Below are 18,150 nucleotides of genomic sequence, written 5' to 3'. Positions count from 1 at the left end.
AAGAAAGGTGTACGAGTGGCTGCGGCAACAGCCACTCGTACTTTCGGCCATCCTTGCAATCAACGCCCTGCCGCCTGTTCCTTGCGCATATGCTTTTCAAACCACGCCATCAGATACAACTGTTGCGCGATCTGATGCGAAGGCCGCCGCCAGCCGTGAAATTCCTCCGGCATACGTACCAGCAACGTTTCTTTTTTGAGCATCTTCAACGCGCGGTAAAACTCTTCGCTCTGACCCATCGGCGTGCGCAAGTCGGCTTCACCCGTCATGACCATCGTGGGCGTCTTGACGTTCGCCACGTAATGCAGCGGCGAACGCACGGCATATTGCATTGGGTCTTCCCACGGATACTTGTCGAATTGATAGTACCAACTCGCGCCGTCAGTCGTGCCGACGAACGAATGCCAATCAATCACGGGCCGCATCGAAACCGCCGCCGCAAAACGCTCCGTGTGGCCGACAATCCACGCCGTCAACACGCCGCCGCCGCTGCCGCCGCAAACGAACAGGTTGCGCTCGTCAATGAAGCCTTTCGCCAACGCCGCATCCACGCCCGCCATCAGGTCGTCGTAGTCTTTGCCCGGATAGCTGTATTGAATGCCGTTGACGAAGTCCTGCCCGTAGCCGGTCGAACCGCGCGGGTTGGTGAACAGCACGGCGTAACCTTGCGCGGCGAAGTTCTGAAACGACCAGCTCCACGCGGTCGAATACATTGACCAGGGGCCGCCGTGAATCCAGAGCACCAGCGGATATTTCTTGCCCGCTTCGTAATTCGCCGGTTTGATGAGCCAGCCCTGTACTTTCAAGCCGTCTTTCGACGTGAACCACAACTCTTCCGGCTCGCCCAGCTTGACGCCCGCGAGCACGTCCTTGTTCACGTCCACCAGTTTGTTCAGCTTCGTCACGTCATCGGATTTGAACGTAACGAGCGTGTTGGGTTCTTTGAGCGTGCTGCTGATGGCGGCGATCTGGCCGTTGTTGGCGACCGAAAAGCCCGCGAGGTGCGTGCCAGTCGAGACTTTCTTGACGGCGCCGTCTGCCAGACTGAGCCAGCAAATATCGGTCTTGCCTTTTGATTCGACAGTGAAATACAGCCCATTGCTGGCTGCCCACCAGCCGATGTTTTGCGGCGTACTGTCCAGGTTGCCCGCAATCATTCGTTTGTTCGTGCCGTCGTTGTTCATCAGATACAGGCTCGACACGTGGTTGGTGTAATTCTTTTCGTCGTAGCCGATATACGCGACCAGCTTGCCGTCGGGCGAAACGTTGGGGTTGCTGTCCGGCCCCTTGCGATCGGTCAGCGGCTTGATGTCGAGCGTCCCCACATCCACCGCGTAAATTTCGCTGTCGTTGCGCGTATATTCGGCGTCAGGTTTGCGAATGCCGCTGACATAAATCGTCTTGCCGTCGGGCGACCAGTCAAAACCGTTGTGACTGAACTTGCCGCTGGTGATCTGACGCGGCGTGCCGCCCAGCGCCGCATCAATCACAAACACGTGTATGTTGCCTTTCGGCGTCGGCCCGCGCCCATCCGCCGCCCACGACAAACGATCAACCAGCACGGCGGGCCGCGCCCATTCGGCCCCGCGCGGACGTTCGGGCAGCCGTATGTTCAAGATCGGATCGGTGTCGGGCACGAAGGCGGTGAAGGCCAGCCATTTGCCATCGGGCGACCATTTTGTATTCGACGGCGCTTGTTCCAGATGCGTCAACTGCGCGATCTCGCGCGTGTCCAGCCAGAGCACGTGCAACTGATTGGTGCCGTCGCGGTCAGACAGAAACGCGATGCGCTTGCCGTCGGGCGACCATTCGGGCGCGCTGTCGTTGCGCGCGCCGCTGGTCAATTCGCGCACGCGCGTGCCGTCGGTATCGGTGATCCAGAGGTTGCTGCGCGACTGGTCTTTGACTTTGTCCACCCAGGTGCGGGTGAACAGAATCGTCTTGCCATCGGGCGCGATGTTCGGGCTGCCGACCGACTCCATGTCCATGAAGGTCTCTTTGTCGAGCAGCCGTGGTTTGTTTTGCGACAGGGCCGGCGCGACGAACAACAGCGCCAGCAGGATGGAACTGACGAAACGTGATCTGGTCATTGATGCTCCTTGTGCAGCGTTCAAGCCGCTTCCAATAGCTTACCCGTTAACTACGCGCCGTGGCAGCAGGTGTTCAGAGTTCCGCCTTTAGGCGGTGGCGCGCCGCAGGCGCGTTTTCGGCGCTACGCGCCGCGACCGCCTAAAGGCGGAACTCTGAACACCTGCGCGCCGGTGCACGCATTTCTGTCATTGCTCCAAACTCGGACGTTTCGAGTCAACGTTGTGTCTCCGTTGCGTTGTGCGGGAAGCGCTCGTAATGCTGGCGCAGCAGATCCTTGCCGTAATCGTTGCCGTTCGGCGTGCGCACGACGGTGTGAATGTGATAGCGCACCGGCTCCGGCGTGCGGGCCAGCGCGACGGGCCGTTGATGATCGAATTCGATCAGGATGACCGGGCTTTGAATGCGGTAGTAAAACACGCCCTGCGGATCGCTGCCGCCAATCCAGGCAAAATAGGTTTTATCCAGATGCTGCCGCACTTCTGTGAGTTTCACCTTGGCGTGGCCGTCATCCAGGTTGCCGACGTATTCAGCGATCAGGTCAAGCAGCAACGTCTTTTGCGCGGCGTTCAATTGCGCCGCCGGGATGCCCGCATAATCCATCACGACATTGTCTTTGTAAGCCTCGGTCAAATTGTTGTTGGTTTTCTTTTCGCCGTTGATGACGGCCTTGGCTTGCTGTTCTTTGCTCAGCGCGGCAAAAAACTTGAAGCCCTTGTCCTGCTCGTCTTGCAAAATGACCGTGCCTTTGAATTTGCCGCCCTCGGCGCGCACCGGTTCCGAACCCATGAAGTTCGGCGTCATCACGACCTGATCGCCCAGCACAAAGTAGTTGATGATGCAGTGATGCCCATCGAGCTGCCAGCCCCACGGTTGTTTGTCCGAAGGCGTGCCCATGATCGTGATGAAATAGAGCCACTCGCCGTATTGGTTGTAATCGTTCATCAACTCGGCCAGCGTGCCGTTCAGCTTCATCGTGTCCTGCGTTTTCTTCAGACCCTTTGCGCTCAGGCTGGCTTTGAACAAACCGAAGGCGAGTTGCCGTTGCGCCTCGGTCATCTCTTTGAAGCTCACGCCCTGACGCGGCGGGAAGTGGCGGTTGTCCCACTTGCGCCATTCGTCATCGTTGACGGCAAAGAGCGTGCGTTTGCGTTGCTCGTCGTTCAGGCCAGTCAGCAAGGCTTCCGCCGCCTTGCGCACCGGTTGCGTCGAGACGCCGGTGGAACGCCCTTTGAACAGGCCCGGCTGAATCTTGCCGTCGGTGGTGAGGCCTTTGAACGGTTCAGCCAGAAAGGTTTTGAGTTGTTGCTCGAATTGCTGGTTGCGATTCGGCGCTTGGCTCTGGGCCGCGTGAAACCAAACGAGCGAGAGCAACAACAGATTGCAGCAGACAAAGGTGATGAAGTTTTTCATGATGGTTCTTGCTAGTAATCCATCAAGCTGTAAGTGATGGATGCTGAGAGAGCATCCGGGATGTAGGGCGGGATTTAATCCCGCCCTACATCCCTCATTTTCAGCTTGATGGAGTACTAGAAGCGGCACGTCCCTGGGTACGCAGCGCTTCCAGCGTGCGGTCTTGGCTTCAAACCGAATGATGCCGGAGGGTTTTCCTTCGGCATCTGCCCGTCTAATGCCAAGCCCGCACGCTGGAAGCGTTGCGTACCCAGGGACAAACCTTACTTGATCGGCGCGCCAGTTGTGATGTGTGGTTGCGCCGCCAGTTGTTCGTTGAGCTTCTTGAGCGAAGCCTCGCTGATGCGATTGAGTTCGGCGATGGCCGCCGCGGTCTCGCTTTGCAATTCGCGCAAGACGGTCTTTTGCCCTACGGTCGGCGCGCCGATGGCGTTATTGATGCCGCCCGCCAGCGACTGCGCCTCTTCGCGCAACATGCCCTGGCAGCGGTAGCCCATATTGCAGGCGCGCACCAGCTTGGTGTGCAGCTTCTTCAAATCATCCTGCGCGGTTTTGAGGTCGGCAGCGTTGACGGATGAACCGTTGCCGGCATTTTCACCGCCGGCCAGCATGCCCGGCCCACCGCCACGCATCTTCTCGGCCAGCGCATTCAACTGGTTGGTCAGGTCTTCGACGCGCTGGACGACGCGGTTGACTTTGTTCGAGAGATCGCCGGCCTCCTTGCCGAGCGCGAGTTGTTCGGCCAGGTCGGCGTCGCTGACTTTGACGCGCGGGTCGAGTTGGACTTTGACGGTCTTGGTCAGCTTCTTGCCCGCCACGTTGATGGTCACGGTGTAATCGCCGGGCAACGCGGGCGGGCCACCGCCAAAGCCGAAGCGGCCTGCCAGTTCGGCCAATTCAGCCGCTACCTCACCGCCAGCCGGGCCGCCGGGTGCAGCGCCGCCCGGCCCGCCACCACGTTGACCGCCACCACCAAAGCCGCCTGCGCCACGCCCACCAGGGCCGCCTGCTCCGCCACCGCCAAAGCCCCCGCCGCCGCCAAAGCCGCCTGCGCCCGGCGGTGGGCCTTCGTGCCGCAAATCCCAGATGGCGCGATTGACACCCGCTTTATTCGCCATGCTGCGAATGGTGCGAATCGTCTGGCCTTTGCTGTCGGCAATGGTGATGGTGATCGGGCCTTGCTGATCGGCCTTCAGGTAATAGTCAATCAGCGCGCCCTGCGGCGGGTTTTGCGCGGCGAATTCTTTGCTGCCGAGCGAAGCATCCTTGCCCCACAACTGCATCCGCATCGCGGGGCGAATGTCGAAGGCCAAAGCATCGCTCGCCATTGCGGCGGCGAGTTGCTGCAACGGCGCGATGTTGTCCATCACCCACGCGCCGCGTCCGTGCGTACCGACGATCAGGTCGTTGTCGCGCGGATGAATCGCGATGTCGTTGACCGCGACCGGCGGCAGGTTGTTGCGCAGCGAAACCCAGCGCGCGCCGCCATCCCACGAGGCAAACACGCCCAGTTCAGTTCCGGCATAAAGCAGGTTCCTCACCTTCGGGTCTTCGCGCACGACGTGCACCCAGCCTTTGGCGGGCAGGTTGCCTTTGATCGGCTTCCAGGTCGCGCCGAAATCGGTCGTCATAAACGCATACGGCGACAGGTCGTCATCACGATGCCGATCAACAGCGACGTAGGCTGTGCCCGCGTCGTAATGCGAAGCCTCAATCGCCGGAATCCAAGTATTCGCGGGCAGTCCCTTGATGTTGGCGATCACGTTCTTCCACGTCTTGCCGCCGTCCTGTGTGACTTGCACGTTGCCGTCGTCGGTGCCGGCCCAGATGACGCCCGGTTTTACGGGCGATTCGCAAATGGTCAGGATGGTGCAATGGAATTCCGCCGCCGTGTTGTCCACGCCGACGGGGCCGCCGCTGCTTTGCTGTTTGCTCTTGTCGTTGGTCGAGAGGTCAGGGCTGATGACTTCCCACGACTGGCCGCGATTGGTCGTCTTGAAAATCACGTTGCCGCCGAAATAGATCGCCTTCGGATTGTGCGGCGAGGCGACGATGGGCGGGTTCCAGTTGAAGCGGTATTTGTAATCGGCAATCGCGCCGCCCGTCGAACCGACGTTGCGGGGGTACGGGTTGATCGTGCGCGAGACGCCCGTCTTGGTATCAATCACCGACAACGAACCGCCTTGCGAATCGGAATAAACAAAGTTCGGCTCGTCCAGTTCGGGCTGTACGAAGAAGCCATCGCCGCCGCTGACCGTGGCCCAGTCGCTCTTGCGTATGCCTTCGCGGAAGCCGGTGCCGATGGGGCCGACCCAGTTGCCGTTGTCCTGCAAGCCACCGTAGACGCTGTAATACGGCTGCTGCATGTCGTAGGTGATGTGGTAGTACTGCGACAACACGACGTTGTTGATGATCTCAAAGGTGCGCGCGTAATCGTTCGAGACCTGCCAGCCGCCATCACTGCCGCTGAGCATGCGATTGGAATTTTTCGGATCCCACCAAAACGCCTGATGATCGCCGTGCACGTTGTTGGCTATGCGCGCAAAGGTGCGCCCGCCATCGCGCGACAAACTCAAGCTGCCGCTCAGACTGACCAGCGCGTCCGGGTTGTTCGGATCAACGCGAAGGTCGCTGTAGTAGAAAGGCCGGAAGTTGATGTTCGGATCGAAATTGACCGCGCGCCACGATTCGCCGCGATCTTCGGAACGGAAGAGCACGCCTTCGGTCTTGGTCTCGGTAACGATGTACACGATGTTCGGATTGCTAGCGGCGACGGCCACGCCGATGCGATCCATATCGGTTTTGGGCAAGCCTTGCGTGAGCTTCTTCCACGTCTCACCGCCGTCTTTGGATTGATAGAGCGCCGTCCTGCCGCCGCCCGATTCAAACGTCCAGGCCTTGCGCCGGTTCGTCCACATCCCGGCGTAAAGGATGCGCGAGTTTTGCGAATCAATGTCGAGGTCAGAACAACTGGTCGTGTCGTCCAGGTACAAAACCTTGCGCCACGACTTGCCGGCGTCGGTGGTTTTGAACACGCCGCGTTCGGCATTCGGCCCCCATTCGTGGCCCAGCGCGCAGACCCAGGCCGTGTCAGGGTCGCTCGGATGCACCTTGATGCGTTTGATTTTTTCGGTGTCGGCCAGACCCAGATACTTCCACGATTCGCCCGCGTCGGTCGAACGATAAACGCCGTTGCCGAAGCTGGCGCTGTTGCGCGGATCGCCTTCGCCGCTGCCGGCCCAAAGGACGTTGTTGTCGGACGGCGCAATCGTGATGGTGCCGATGGAATAGACTTCCTGGTTTTCAAAAATCGGCTTAAACGTCGTGCCGCCATTCGTCGTCTTGTGAATGCCGCCGTTGGCACCCGCGACGTAATAGGTAAACGGATCGCCGGGCACGCCGACGATGTCGGTGACGCGCCCACCCATATTGGCCGGGCCGATGCTGCGCCATTTCAGGTTGGCGAGCGCGGCGGCTTCGGGCGCTTGGGCGGTTTGTTGTTGCGCGACAAGCGGCGCGATGGTTGCGAAGAGTGCAAAGGAAAGGACTGCCAACAGCAAGCGTTTCATTTTGAGCCTCCGGGTACGTGACTGCCGTCAAAAGGCGCAAGCGAATACGGATGGCTCTGGCGCTTTTTGCAGCGGGTCTGATTTTCTGGGTTTCATTTGTTGTGACGTTGAAATGCGGGCTGAGGTTACGCCGACCTGGGGCCAAAAGGCAAAAGCGGCGTGCGGGAGAAACAGGCGGGGGGAATTCGATGATGAACAAAGGCGGCACTGGATTCAGTAAATCCAGCGCCACTGAACGGAATACTCTCGGCTACTTAATTTCCTCAAGCCTGCCAGCCTTCCAAGCGAAGCTATGTTCTTTATCCTCTTCCCTTGATTTTGACTTGAAAACAACCGGCCTGCCGACGCCGGTGCCGATCATCTGAATTTGATGACCGTCCACCTCGGCAATCTGGTTGAGGTTTTCTCCGTCGAAGGAAAAGACCGCAATTGCGCGCCGAGGCTGGCGCCTTGACTGGAAGTGACGACGATCTCAGGCAGACCGTCCCCATTTACGTCCGCCATACCGAAGAGGGCCGCGAAACGGTCATAGATGTTGGTGTAGATGTAGCTCCCCGGCAGCTTGGTCGAAGCGAGCTTTGTCAGTTTGCCATCTTCAAAAGCGAAAACCCCTAATTCGAGCGGCTCACTGCGCCCGCCAATCGAGTAGACCAGCACAGTCAAAACGCGCCCGGTTTTGTCTAAGGCCGCCACGGCTTTAGCCGCTCTGGTTTGCGTCTCACCTACCGGAAAGGTGGCGATGGAACCACCTTTGGGAAGGTAGGCGGCAAGCTGCTGTAACTCAGCTTCGGGAATGCCAATGAGTTGTCTAACTGGCTCGCTTGACGGGCTACTCAGTGTAATGGTCCCGTAAACCTGGACACGGAGCGAACTCTGCCGGCGTCAGATAGCCTAGCGAGGAATGAATGCGCTTGGTATGGTAGACGTCGTCAATGAATCGCCTCAGGTGAAGCTGCGCTGACAGCAGATCGGGGTATTCGTTCAAAGCTACTTCTTCCGCTTTGATCGTCCGGCTCACTCGCTCGGCGTAGCCGTTTTCTTCCGCGTGGCCGACGGCGGCCATACTGACTTTGACCTTGCGTTTTTTGAGCGCGGCCACGCAAGCGGTCGCGGCGGATTGCACGCCTTGATCCGAGTGGTGGATTTCCGGTCGTGCGTGGCTCAGCGCGCGTGCGCGTGCGGCCAGTGTTAGTTCGCCGCCCAGCCCGCGTGAGAGCGCCCAGTCGCGAATGATGCGCGTGAAGACATCCATCAGGATCGCCAGGTAAACGAAGCTGCCATCTCCCAAGCGAACATAAGTGATGTCTCCAACCCAGACCTGCTCGGGCCGGAGGATTTCCAGTTCCTTGACCAGATTCGGATCGCGCGGAAACGAATGCCGCGAATCGGTCGTTTGTTTCTTGATGGTTTTGCGCCGCAGCTTCAAGTCCATCTCGCCCAGCACGCGGCGCAGGCGCTTGCGACCGCTGGTCCTGAATTCAGACTGGTCTCGCCGCAGGCGATGTGTCACGCGCCGTGAACCATAAGCCGGGAATTGTTTGATGACCTGCTCGATGGCTTGCTTCAAGTCCGCCTCCTCGCATTCGGCAGCCTTGAAGTACCAACTGCTGCGCGACAAGGCCGGCAGGTCACACAGCAGTTTGATGGGATAGTCAGGTTGTAACTTCAAGATGACCTCCCGTTTTTACGCGCGTGAGAGAGCAAGAGCTGCGAGGCTTTTTTTGAGGCCTCCAGTTCCAAGGTCAGGCGCCCGACCAGACGCTCGAGATCAGCAACGCGCCCATCATCGGAAGAAGAAGCGGATTCTTTTTCAAAGACGAGGCTGGCTTGCTCAACAAACTGTTTCTTCCATCGTGAGAGCAGATTCTCGCGAATCTGAAGCTCGCGACAGACTTGGGCGGCGCTCTTCTGTCCGGTCAGAACTTGGAGGACGGCACGCGACTTTTGTGCAGCTTTGAATTCACGTTGTTTTGGCATCAATGGTCTCCTTATCTGGATGGGGTATTTTACCCCAGTTAAGTGTCCAGTTTTGGGGACCACTACAGTTGCTTGTTCCCCACGCGATCAAAATCGCGCGGCAATGCTGATGCTAGGGCGAGTGCTGCTCCGGCGTAGAGCATTGTGTCCGCGACGTAATTTATCCCTTGATTGATCTCCGTTGGCTCGTGAGCGAGGAGCAAAATAACCAGATAGGGGAATACCGTGAGGGCGGTCATCAATGCGCCAATCGCGGTTGCGGCTGTCCGCGACCGTTTGTTCAGTACCAGTCCGATCCCCGCGACCAGCAGAATTGTTCCCGTCAGGTAGGCCAATACGCCGGAGAATGGAACCCATGCGGGCGTCAGCTTTTGCAAAGGAATGCCGGGCGCAACATCTGGGTGAAGAAAATGTTGTACGGCAAAAAAGAGCGCAGCCACCGCGATGACGATGCGCCCGAATAAAATCATCCATTGCGATAGTTGCGGTGACGAGGCGCGACTGTGCAATCCGGCGAGCGCCCAGGCGCCTGCGGCAAAAGAGAGTTCTCTCAGCACGAAGGTCCACGCCAATCGTGAGGTGGGATGCGCGAGCGCGCTCGGCAGATAAATCATGCAGACAAAGAGAAAGAACATCAGTCCGAGCAATGTGGACGACAAGCGGACGAGCTTCTTCACCGTGAGACTGGTCGCTGCCGCGAACAGCGCACATCCGACAAACGGCGTCCAGAACGAGCGCGCAGGCATCCAGGGCGGAACCATATTCTGAATAAACTCCGGGCCGCTGAAATGCTCCGGCGCGAAGGCGGCGAGTGAAGCAGCAATGAAAACACCGCCCAGGGCGATGAGCTTGTCCCAGCCGCGCGCCGCGCCGATCTCTTGGCGAAATAGAATAATTCCGGCGACAAGGTAAATAAGCCCGGCAAAACACATCCAGAAATTTGTTGCTGAAAGCATAGGTGCGGCTACCTCAAAAATACGGCTCATTGACGAGGCGCTGCAAAATCCACCAGATGTTTCCGCCCTGCCGGCCGCTATACGGCATATCAGCGACTTCCATTTCCAGAACGGCGGGAGCGGGCCAGAGCCAGCCCGCCGAGGGCTGTGGCGATCAGCCCCAGCACCAAGGCCGCGGCACCACCGATTACTCCGTTGCCGGTGCCGGGACCACCTTTGGCAATGGCCAAATTCAGCCCGCCGTTGACCGCAGCGATCAGCCCCGCCACCAGGGCCACGATGGCTCCGAGCCGCCCAGAGGCGGGGCCGAAACGACTGGCTGGGCGGGCCAGAGCCAGCCCACCGATGACCACGCCGACCAGCGCCAGCACAATGGCCGTGGTGGCCCAGAGTCGCCGGGGAGTCAAGCCGTAAACCGTGGTGGCGGCTGGCTCCGAAAGGTGCGCGGCCACCAGCACAGCATGCACAAGCAGCCCGAACAGAGAAGCTACAGCCAGGGCGGCGAGAATAAGAGCGAAGGTTCGTTTCATAGGTTTTGTTCCTTTAATTCATCACGGGCGAAATTTGCTGAACACGGCGTCCGTTCCTTTTTGTGTCGAATGGCAGGCGAAACATTTGGCCGCGCCTTCAGCCATAACCATGCGTTCTGTCTGGCTGTCGCCTTTGAATTGCTCGAAGCCCCAGCCGCCCGTCTCAGCGAATTGCTTGCTGTCTTTCATCATCACATCTATGCGGCGTCGTGCGCCTTCGGTCGTGATGCCGGGCTGCGCCGCGCTCTCGCGTGTTTCAAGGAAGTCCGCCACGAGGATTGAGCCATCGGGAAACTTTCCGGTGCGATAACCTTCCATTGCTTTTTCATTGGCGTAGATGTGATGAATCCCGCCGGACGTGGCAAACGCGGGATTGGCTGGGCCGATGAGGGCGCTGCTGATGTGTACCCACTGCCGATAGCCTTGCGGATAAGCGACCTTATCGGCGGGCATTCCCGACAGCACGGGCGCGAGCAAACACGCCGTAGTCAGTACGATCAGAGTGACGGTTCTTTTCACGATCATTGAATTTCTCCTGGTTATTGCGTGCGCCAACGCACGGTCAGCGCAATCGGCAAGCCGACGCAAAACAGATGAATCAATACGCCGGTGAGGATGGCGTCGGCTGGTTGATTGAAAAACTTGAATTGCAACGCCGAGAGCGGCAGCACGATCAGGTACATACACGCATAGACCACGACGCCGTAAAGCAATCCGCACACTATCGTGTGGCGTGTGAGCAGCGGCAGCTTCAGGCTCGCCGCGTAATAGAGCGCCGCCCAAATCGTAGCGATGCAAAAATGCAGCACGAAGCCGAGCGTCGCCGTTTTCCATCCGCCTTGATAAGCGCCGCGCCCCAGCAAGCCGCCCGCGATGGATTGCAGCACGCCGATGAGGCTGCGCCCGTGGAGCGCGCTGTTGATGAAGGCGGCGGTGATGTCCAGCGCTCCGGCAAGCAAGCCGCCGTAAAGAATGGTCAGCAGATGATGCGCGCCTGTGTTGGCCGTAGCGTCTTTCAATGGTTGTGCAAGTGCGTTGTCGAACATAACGAGATTCCTTTCGCTTCAAAAAATAGCCGTGCTGCCAGCCACGGTTGCGCGTGCCTCAGCGGAGGCCAGCGAGGGAACGTTGTCGCCACCAGCAGCGCCGCGCCACTCATCGCCAGCGCTTCAAACACCGCTGTCAGTTCATTCGCGTTATGCGGGCTGGCGAGCGCTCTGGGAATGTGCAGCACCAGCACCCAGAGAAAAATCATGCCGCCTGAAAGCGTCGCCGCCAGCCGCGCCGTCCACGGCAGCATTATTCCCAGCCCGCCAGCGATGAGTGCCGCGCCGGTGAAATACGCCCAGAACAATCGTCCGGGTATCCAGGCAGGCACGAGGCTGATCACGAAGGCCGTGTAGATGAAATGCATGGTTCCGCCCAGCACGAAAAACGACGCCAGAAAAAATCGGCCCGCCGGAATGAGCTGCACCAGCCAAGTCCGCCAGCCCGCAGCCTCAGCCAAGCCAGGCGGCAGGCTGCTGGCCACCAGCAGACTTGCGCCAGCCAATGCCAGCGCCTTGCCTGCGCTCGTCCACGCGCCACCATTTGAAGGACGCGCTAACACCGCAGGTAGGCCCAACACGATGAACGACAAAAGAATCAGGCCGCCCAGCAGCAAGGCCAAGGTGCGCGCCTGTCGTTCGGCAACGATTCCTACACCCGCGACGATCAGAAAAGCTCCAGCCACCCCAGCCAACAGCGATTGGCCCGGAATCCAGAGCGGCGGCTTCGGAAAAACGCGCGTCACGAAATTCAAATAAACCCAATGCTGAATCCCGAAGACGACCATCGCCACCGCGACGAACAGCCGCCCCCAAGCTAGTAACTTGCTCATCATTACTTTTCCTTTTTCTCGCCGCAGGGCTGCCGTGTGATGCGACAGCCCTTCGCCTTGGCCTTAAAAGAAGTAACGCATCGTAAACAGCATCGTGCGTCCCGCCACATTGGTCTGTCCCAGATTGAGGAACAGATCGAGGTTCGTGTTGTCGCTCGCCACGTTCGCCGGAATGACGGTGAAGTTGCGGCGATTGAACGCATTCGTCATCTCCCAACGCAATTGCAGCCGCTGGCTTTCGCGGAAGGTCTTGAGGTTTTTGACCAGCGACAAGTCCGCGTTGACCGTGCCGCCCGTGCGCAAGGTGTTCGCGCCAAGCGTGCCGATGACGCCGGAATTGACGCGGTTGGCGATGAAATACGCGCTCGGATTGATGAGCGTCCCGTCGGCGCGCACGCCGGTGACGAGGGGGAACTGCCCACCAGCATTGATCGAAACGCGCTGCGAATCGGTGATGGTGGCGACCTGTCCGGGCAAAATGCCGAGCGCGTTGTTGGCGTTCAGCACGGTGTAAGGCGTGCCGGAGGCCAGCGTCGTGATGGCGCTCAATTCCCAGCCACTGAGCATGCGATGCATCACAGGACTGCCGGCGAATAGCTCCGGCACGGTGTAAACGCCGCTCAAAATAAAGCGGTGCGGTTGATCGAAGCCCGAACGCGCGCGATCCAGTTTCGGATTGCGCGGGTCAGCGGGCAGCGTGCGATTGGCTTGTCCGCCCAGCACGTCGTCACTGTCGCTGATAAAGGCGCTCCAGGTGTAATTCGCGTTGAAGGTGAAATCGCCAAAGTGCGCCTGGCTCAGGCGTTTTTCGAGCGTCACCTGTCCGGCGTGATAAATCGAACTGGCGAAACCGTCGCCCACCAGAATCGAACCTTTCGACGGGTCTTTGCGCTGGCCGTTGCCGAGCGGCGCGTTGAAGCCGATGTTCTGCTCGAACTCGCGCACCAGGTTGCTGCCCTGCGTGCCGATGTAATCGAGCTTCACGACGTAATCACGCCCCAATTGATATTGCACGCCCAGCGTCCATTGCCGCGACATCGGTTGCGCGATGCGTTTGTTCGGTGAGAAGAGCCGCAACGCCAGCAGATTCGGATCGCCGCCACGTCGCACGTATTCTTCAGGCGCAGGTGCGGCGGGCAATCCGTCGTAAGGCCGCGCGCCATTGACCGGGCCGGTCGTCACGTTGACACCGCGCGGATAGTTGCGCGCCACGTTGAGCAGGATGTTTTGAAACACCTGATCGTAGCTCAGCGCGAATCCTGAGCGCAGCACGAAACGCCCGTCAAAAAATCGCTTCGGATTCCACGCCATGCCTACGCGCGGGCCGAAGTTGTTCAGGTCGGATTTGGCCTTCGAGAAAAAGCCGAACGGCGTCGTCACGTATTCATAACGCAAGCCCAAGTTCAGCGTGAGATCAGCATTCACGCGCCAATCGTCCTGCGCAAACACGCCGGTTTCATACGTGCGCGCCGGAACCGAGCCGGTGCCGGCGTACTGCGAAAACGAAGCGTTGCGGTCATAGAGCAGCGCCGACAAACTGGGATAGCTGATCGAGCCGCGCAGGTTCGGCGCAAAGAAACTGTTCAAGTCGTAACGCAGCGCGTTGACGCCGAATTTCAGTGAGTGATTGCCGGTCAGGTATGAAACGTTGTCGGTCAGTTCATACGAATTGTCCACGCGGAATTGCGGAAAGTTCGTGTTGCCGAGCGTGAACGCGCCGCCGGTGCCCGTCACCGCCAAAGCCGTCCCCAGCTTTTCGGGAAAGTTGATATTGCGGCGGCTGTAAGTCAGGCGCGATTCGTTCACCAGTTTGGCCGTGAGCGCGTAAACATCATTGATGGTGAACGACTGGTTGCGCGTCGTTTGGCCGACTTCCTGACCGGGCAAGCTGGTCGGAGCGCCTATGTTGTCGAAGCTATCAATCAGGTAGCGGAACGAGAGATTGTCTTTGCTGTTAAGGCGCGTCGTGACCTTCGCCAGATAACGCCAGAAATCCGTGCCGTAAGCCAGCCCGGAATTCAGCGTGCGGTTGTAACGCTGAAAAGGCACGCTCGTGATGGTTGCGCCGCTCACCGGATCAGTGATGTTGACGGAACCCTGCGGCGTCGGGTCGTTGGCGATGGGAAAGTTTTTCAGCAGGTAATCCAATGCGCCGGGCGCGAAAAGCGCGGCATTCGCTTTCAGGTTATTCACGGCCTGCTGCGTCATTGCCACGCGCGAGACGCTGCTGACCGTCGTGCGAAACGGCGCTTCGTCAAAGCTGGTGAAAAAGTGCGTGTGATCTTTTTTGACGGGGCCGCCCAACGTGCCGCCCCACAGATTTTGTACGGTGACGCTGCGGGCGGCGCGCAAGGCTTGCTTGTCCGCCAGCCCCGCCGCGCGTTGTGCTGTGTAAGTGCGCTGCTCATTCGTCGTCAGCGCATTCAGCCCGTTGCCCGTCCAGGTGTAATGCCCGATGCCGTGAAAATCGTTCGTGCCCGAGCGCGTAATCACGTTGACGAACGCGCCGGAATTGCGTCCGAACTCGGCGGCGAAGGTGTTGGTAATCATCTGAAATTCACCGATGGCTTCGGGCGGCAGCACCTGACGCGGAATCGAAAGCGATTGGTCGTTGTTATTCGCGCCATCCATCGTGAAATTATTCGAGCGCGTCCGATTGCCGTTGACGGCAAAGCCGGAGCCAGGGCGTCCGTTCTGATTCGGCAGCACGCCCGGATTGAGCAGCGCCAGTCCGTTCAGGTTGTTGCGTCCGGGCAGTTCGAGAATCTGTTTTTCACTGACGACTTTCGTCACCTGACTTTGCGTCGTTTCCAGCAAGGCCGTGGATTCCGTCACGGTCACGACTTCCTGCACCGTGCCCGCGCTGAGCGTGAAATTCGCGGCGGAATCCACGGCGACGCTGACCTCAACCCGTTCGTTGATTTGCGGTTGAAACCCGCTCATCTCAACTTTGACCGAGTAAGCGCCGATGGGCAGCCCAGCGATGCGATAGAGTCCGTCCTGATTGGTGACGGCTTCGCGGGTGGCGCGCGTAGCGAGGTGCGTAGCGGTAATTCTGGCACCGGCGACGTTCGCGCCGTTCTGATCGGCGACACTGCCTGAAATGGAACCGTTGATGGTTTGCGCCGCAGCGTTCAATCCGCTGAACAGCAGCAGCAAGATTGCGATGAAAACGTATGACTTCATGACTCTCCTCCTGTGGATAGAAAAAGCGAGCGGCGAATTGCCGCTCACGGGTTTTGCGTCTTTTCATCCCAGCAAAGCGTGTATGTAATGGTGTATTGATCTGCGCGGCGCAGCGGCATATAACTGGAAGCCCCCGCGAAAAGTCCTAAAGAAAGGCTGAAAAATGGGTAGAAGCGAGTCCCCAGAGAATTCCAAGCAACTTCTGAAGACGCCTGATTTGACCGGTATGCAAAACCAAATCAATGACTTAAACCAGCACTTATACCGTTTTGACCCGTTCCTGCTGGATGCTGCCGAACGGCTGCTGATGCGGGACGGCAAGATCGTTTCGCTCTCGCCCAAGGTGGTTGAAACCTTGCTGGTGCTGGTCGAAAACAGCGGGCGGATTCTGCCAAAAGAAGAATTGATGCAGTCGCTCTGGCCGGACAGCTTCGTGGAAGAAAGCAATCTGACCCAGAACATTTCGCAGATTCGGCGCGTGCTGGGCGAGGGCGATTGGATCGAGACGGTACCCAAACGCGGTTACCGCTTCGCCGCGCCCGTGCAGGTCGAAGCGGCCAACGGCCACGCCGTCGAACCAAACAACGGCGCGCCGATGTCCGCAGTTGTAGTGAAAGCTGCCCCAGTCTTGCCGCCTCTGCCTGTTGTGTTTGACGCGCCGTTGCGTCAGAAAACTTACCTGCGTTGGGCGGCAGCGGCTGGCGTTGGATTGATCGTATTGAGCCTGGGGTATTTTCTTTTGCCACACCGCGCGGCGACGCAGGCCAGCACGGCCTTCCAGCAATTTCAGATGGCGAAGCTGACGACTTCGGGGCAAGTCTTGCGCACGGCCGTCTCGCACGACGGCAAGTATGTGGCTTACGTCGAAGGCACGAGCGATGCGCAAAGCCTGCTCATCCGGCAGGCCACCGTGGCGAGTCAGGTCACGCTTTGGGCGGCAGCGGATACGAAATTCCTGGGCGTGACATTTTCACCTGACGATACGCTGGTCTATTACGTTGCGCAGCCGCGCGGGCAAGCGACGGGCGCGTTGTTTCAAATTCCACTGCTGGGCGGTCTGCCCAAAAAGGTATTGTCCGGCGTGGATGGCCCGGTCGCCTTAGCGCCGGACGGACAAGCCGCAGCCTTCGTGCGCCATCACCCGGCGCAAAGAGAAGATGCGTTGGTCGTCGCCAACCTGGAGAACGCGGCAGAGCGCAAGCTGCTGACGCGCAAAAGGCCTGAGATGATTTCGTTGCACGGCCCCGCGTGGTCGCCGGACGGGAAGCTGATTGCCTGTGCGGCGGGTGATGGCCTCGGCGGTGAAGCCGCGTTGCAAATTCTGGCGGTCAATCCGGCAGATGGCGCGGCGCGTCCCATCGGGCGCGAAGCCTGGTCGGCAGTCGGGCAACTTGCCTGGCTCGGCGATGGCAGCGGGCTGGTGATGAATGCCTGGCGCAGCAGCTCCGCCGTCTATGGCGACCCGCTTTGGTTGCTGACCTATCCGCAAGGCGCGGCGCGCCGCCTCACGCACGATCTGACGAATTACGACGGTGTCAGTCTGCCGTCTGAGGCGGCGACGCTGGTCTCGCGTCAAATCACGCGCGTCTCACGCCTCTGGCTCTTACCCGCGCAAAACGTAGGGCTGACTGACGACCGGGCGACACAGATGCAAGCCGGTTTTGGCGATAACTTCAGCGAGCAATTCGGGCTGGATTGGACGCCGGACGGGCGTGTGGTTTATGCCTCGCACGCCAGCGGCAATCTCGATCTCTGGATGAGTAGTGTTGACGGCCAACCGCAACAAGTAACGCGGGACAAGCACACCGATGTGCTGCCGGTGGTTTCCGCCGACGGGCGCTATGTAGTGTTTGTGTCGGATCGCAGCGGCGCGCGCGCCATCTGGCGCATGGAGGTGGACGGCAATAACCCATTGCAATTGACGCGCGGCAAAGGCGACACCGCACCTTCGCTTTCGCCCGATGGGAGATGGGTCGTTTATTCGTCGTGGAGCAACGACCACCCTACGTTGTGGAAAGTGCCAATGGCGGGTGGAGCGCCGATTCAACTTACCGATAAAACCGCCGTGCGTCCTGTCGTCTCGCCCGATGGCCAATGGATTGCTTGTCTCTTGCTGGACGAAAAACAGTTCAAACTCACACTCGCGGTACTGCCTTTTACCGGAGGCGAACCGGCCGTGATCGAGACCGCAACTTTGCCCGAATACAGCCTGGTGCGCTGGCTGCCCGACAGCCGCGCGCTTTGTTATATCGTCACGCAACACGGTGTATCCAATCTTTGGAGCCAGCCACTGGATGGCAGCGCCGCCTCACAGCTAACGCATTTCACGAGCGATCAAATCTTCCGCTTCGCCTGGTCGCGCGACGGCAAGACGCTGGCCTGCGAACGCGGGCTGATGGTTAGCGATGTCGTCTTGTTCGCCAACGACCGCCGCGAATAACTGGCTTCGTGACCGCGCGACAGACAGTGCCGGTGTGCTTGGCACCGTGGCTTCGGCGCTTTGAGAGAATTGCTCATTAGAGGCAGACATTTACTTCGCCGGGCACGAACAC

Annotated in this window: 14 protein-coding genes; 2 read left to right on the top strand and 12 right to left on the bottom strand. The window is 59.3% G+C overall.

Annotation, left to right across the window (positions count from 1 at the left end):
- Nucleotides 1–59 precede the first annotated feature (59 nt).
- From HY011_06375 to HY011_06365, 3 genes are all read right to left on the bottom strand, one after another.
- On the bottom strand, nucleotides 60–2,090 hold the full coding sequence (locus HY011_06375; protein MBI3422547.1) for a S9 family peptidase: 2,031 nt from the start codon (nucleotides 2,088–2,090) through the stop codon (nucleotides 60–62).
- Between the two features lie 214 nt (nucleotides 2,091–2,304).
- Nucleotides 2,305–3,501, bottom strand: coding sequence for a DUF3500 domain-containing protein (locus HY011_06370; GenBank protein ID MBI3422546.1), 1,197 nt, complete (start codon nucleotides 3,499–3,501; stop codon nucleotides 2,305–2,307).
- A 263-nt stretch (nucleotides 3,502–3,764) separates the two neighbouring features.
- Nucleotides 3,765–7,070 carry a hypothetical protein gene (locus HY011_06365; protein MBI3422545.1) on the bottom strand — a complete coding sequence of 1,102 codons (3,306 nt, stop codon included), beginning with the start codon at nucleotides 7,068–7,070 and terminating at the stop codon, nucleotides 3,765–3,767.
- A gap of 50 nt (nucleotides 7,071–7,120) precedes the next feature.
- On the opposite strand from HY011_06365, the gene HY011_06360 reads away from it, so the two are divergent.
- Nucleotides 7,121–7,435: a hypothetical protein gene (locus HY011_06360; protein MBI3422544.1), complete on the top strand. Its 315-nt coding sequence runs from the start codon at nucleotides 7,121–7,123 to the stop codon at nucleotides 7,433–7,435.
- Here HY011_06360 and HY011_06355 read toward each other — a convergent pair.
- The 9 genes from HY011_06355 to HY011_06315 form a co-directional block, all read right to left on the bottom strand.
- Nucleotides 7,428–7,763, bottom strand: coding sequence for a VCBS repeat-containing protein (locus HY011_06355; GenBank protein MBI3422543.1), 336 nt, complete (start codon nucleotides 7,761–7,763; stop codon nucleotides 7,428–7,430). The genes HY011_06360 and HY011_06355 overlap by 8 nt on opposite strands.
- Before the next feature lie 136 nt (nucleotides 7,764–7,899).
- Nucleotides 7,900–8,739: an IS3 family transposase gene (locus tag HY011_06350; protein ID MBI3422542.1), complete on the bottom strand. Its 840-nt coding sequence runs from the start codon at nucleotides 8,737–8,739 to the stop codon at nucleotides 7,900–7,902.
- Nucleotides 8,736–9,047 carry a transposase gene (locus tag HY011_06345; protein MBI3422541.1) on the bottom strand — a complete coding sequence of 104 codons (312 nt, stop codon included), beginning with the start codon at nucleotides 9,045–9,047 and terminating at the stop codon, nucleotides 8,736–8,738. Before HY011_06345 ends, HY011_06350 begins: the two co-directional genes overlap by 4 nt.
- A gap of 62 nt (nucleotides 9,048–9,109) precedes the next feature.
- Nucleotides 9,110–10,003: a hypothetical protein gene (locus tag HY011_06340; protein MBI3422540.1), complete on the bottom strand. Its 894-nt coding sequence runs from the start codon at nucleotides 10,001–10,003 to the stop codon at nucleotides 9,110–9,112.
- 89 nt (nucleotides 10,004–10,092) lie between these two features.
- Nucleotides 10,093–10,533: a hypothetical protein gene (locus tag HY011_06335; protein MBI3422539.1), complete on the bottom strand. Its 441-nt coding sequence runs from the start codon at nucleotides 10,531–10,533 to the stop codon at nucleotides 10,093–10,095.
- 21 nt (nucleotides 10,534–10,554) lie between these two features.
- Nucleotides 10,555–11,058 carry a cytochrome P460 family protein gene (locus HY011_06330; GenBank protein ID MBI3422538.1) on the bottom strand — a complete coding sequence of 168 codons (504 nt, stop codon included), beginning with the start codon at nucleotides 11,056–11,058 and terminating at the stop codon, nucleotides 10,555–10,557.
- A gap of 14 nt (nucleotides 11,059–11,072) precedes the next feature.
- On the bottom strand, nucleotides 11,073–11,579 hold the full coding sequence (locus tag HY011_06325) for a hypothetical protein (GenBank protein MBI3422537.1): 507 nt from the start codon (nucleotides 11,577–11,579) through the stop codon (nucleotides 11,073–11,075).
- Nucleotides 11,549–12,415 (bottom strand): hypothetical protein, encoded by an 867-nt coding sequence (locus HY011_06320; protein MBI3422536.1) that lies wholly within the window; start codon nucleotides 12,413–12,415, stop codon nucleotides 11,549–11,551. Before HY011_06320 ends, HY011_06325 begins: the two co-directional genes overlap by 31 nt.
- 60 nt (nucleotides 12,416–12,475) lie before the next feature.
- Nucleotides 12,476–15,598 (bottom strand): TonB-dependent receptor, encoded by a 3,123-nt coding sequence (locus HY011_06315; protein MBI3422535.1) that lies wholly within the window; start codon nucleotides 15,596–15,598, stop codon nucleotides 12,476–12,478.
- Nucleotides 15,599–15,824: 226 nt separating this feature from the next.
- Here HY011_06315 and HY011_06310 point away from each other — a divergent pair, with 226 nt between their 5' ends.
- Nucleotides 15,825–18,038, top strand: a complete 2,214-nt coding sequence (locus HY011_06310; GenBank protein ID MBI3422534.1) for a PD40 domain-containing protein — start codon at nucleotides 15,825–15,827, stop codon at nucleotides 18,036–18,038.
- Nucleotides 18,039–18,150 lie beyond the last annotated feature (112 nt).

The organism is Acidobacteriota bacterium (assembly GCA_016196035.1).
Lineage (GTDB): Bacteria > Acidobacteriota > Blastocatellia > RBC074 > RBC074 > JACPYM01.
The sequence above is the reverse complement of the archived record's forward strand: the minus strand, read 5'-3'. Positions and strand labels throughout refer to the sequence as shown.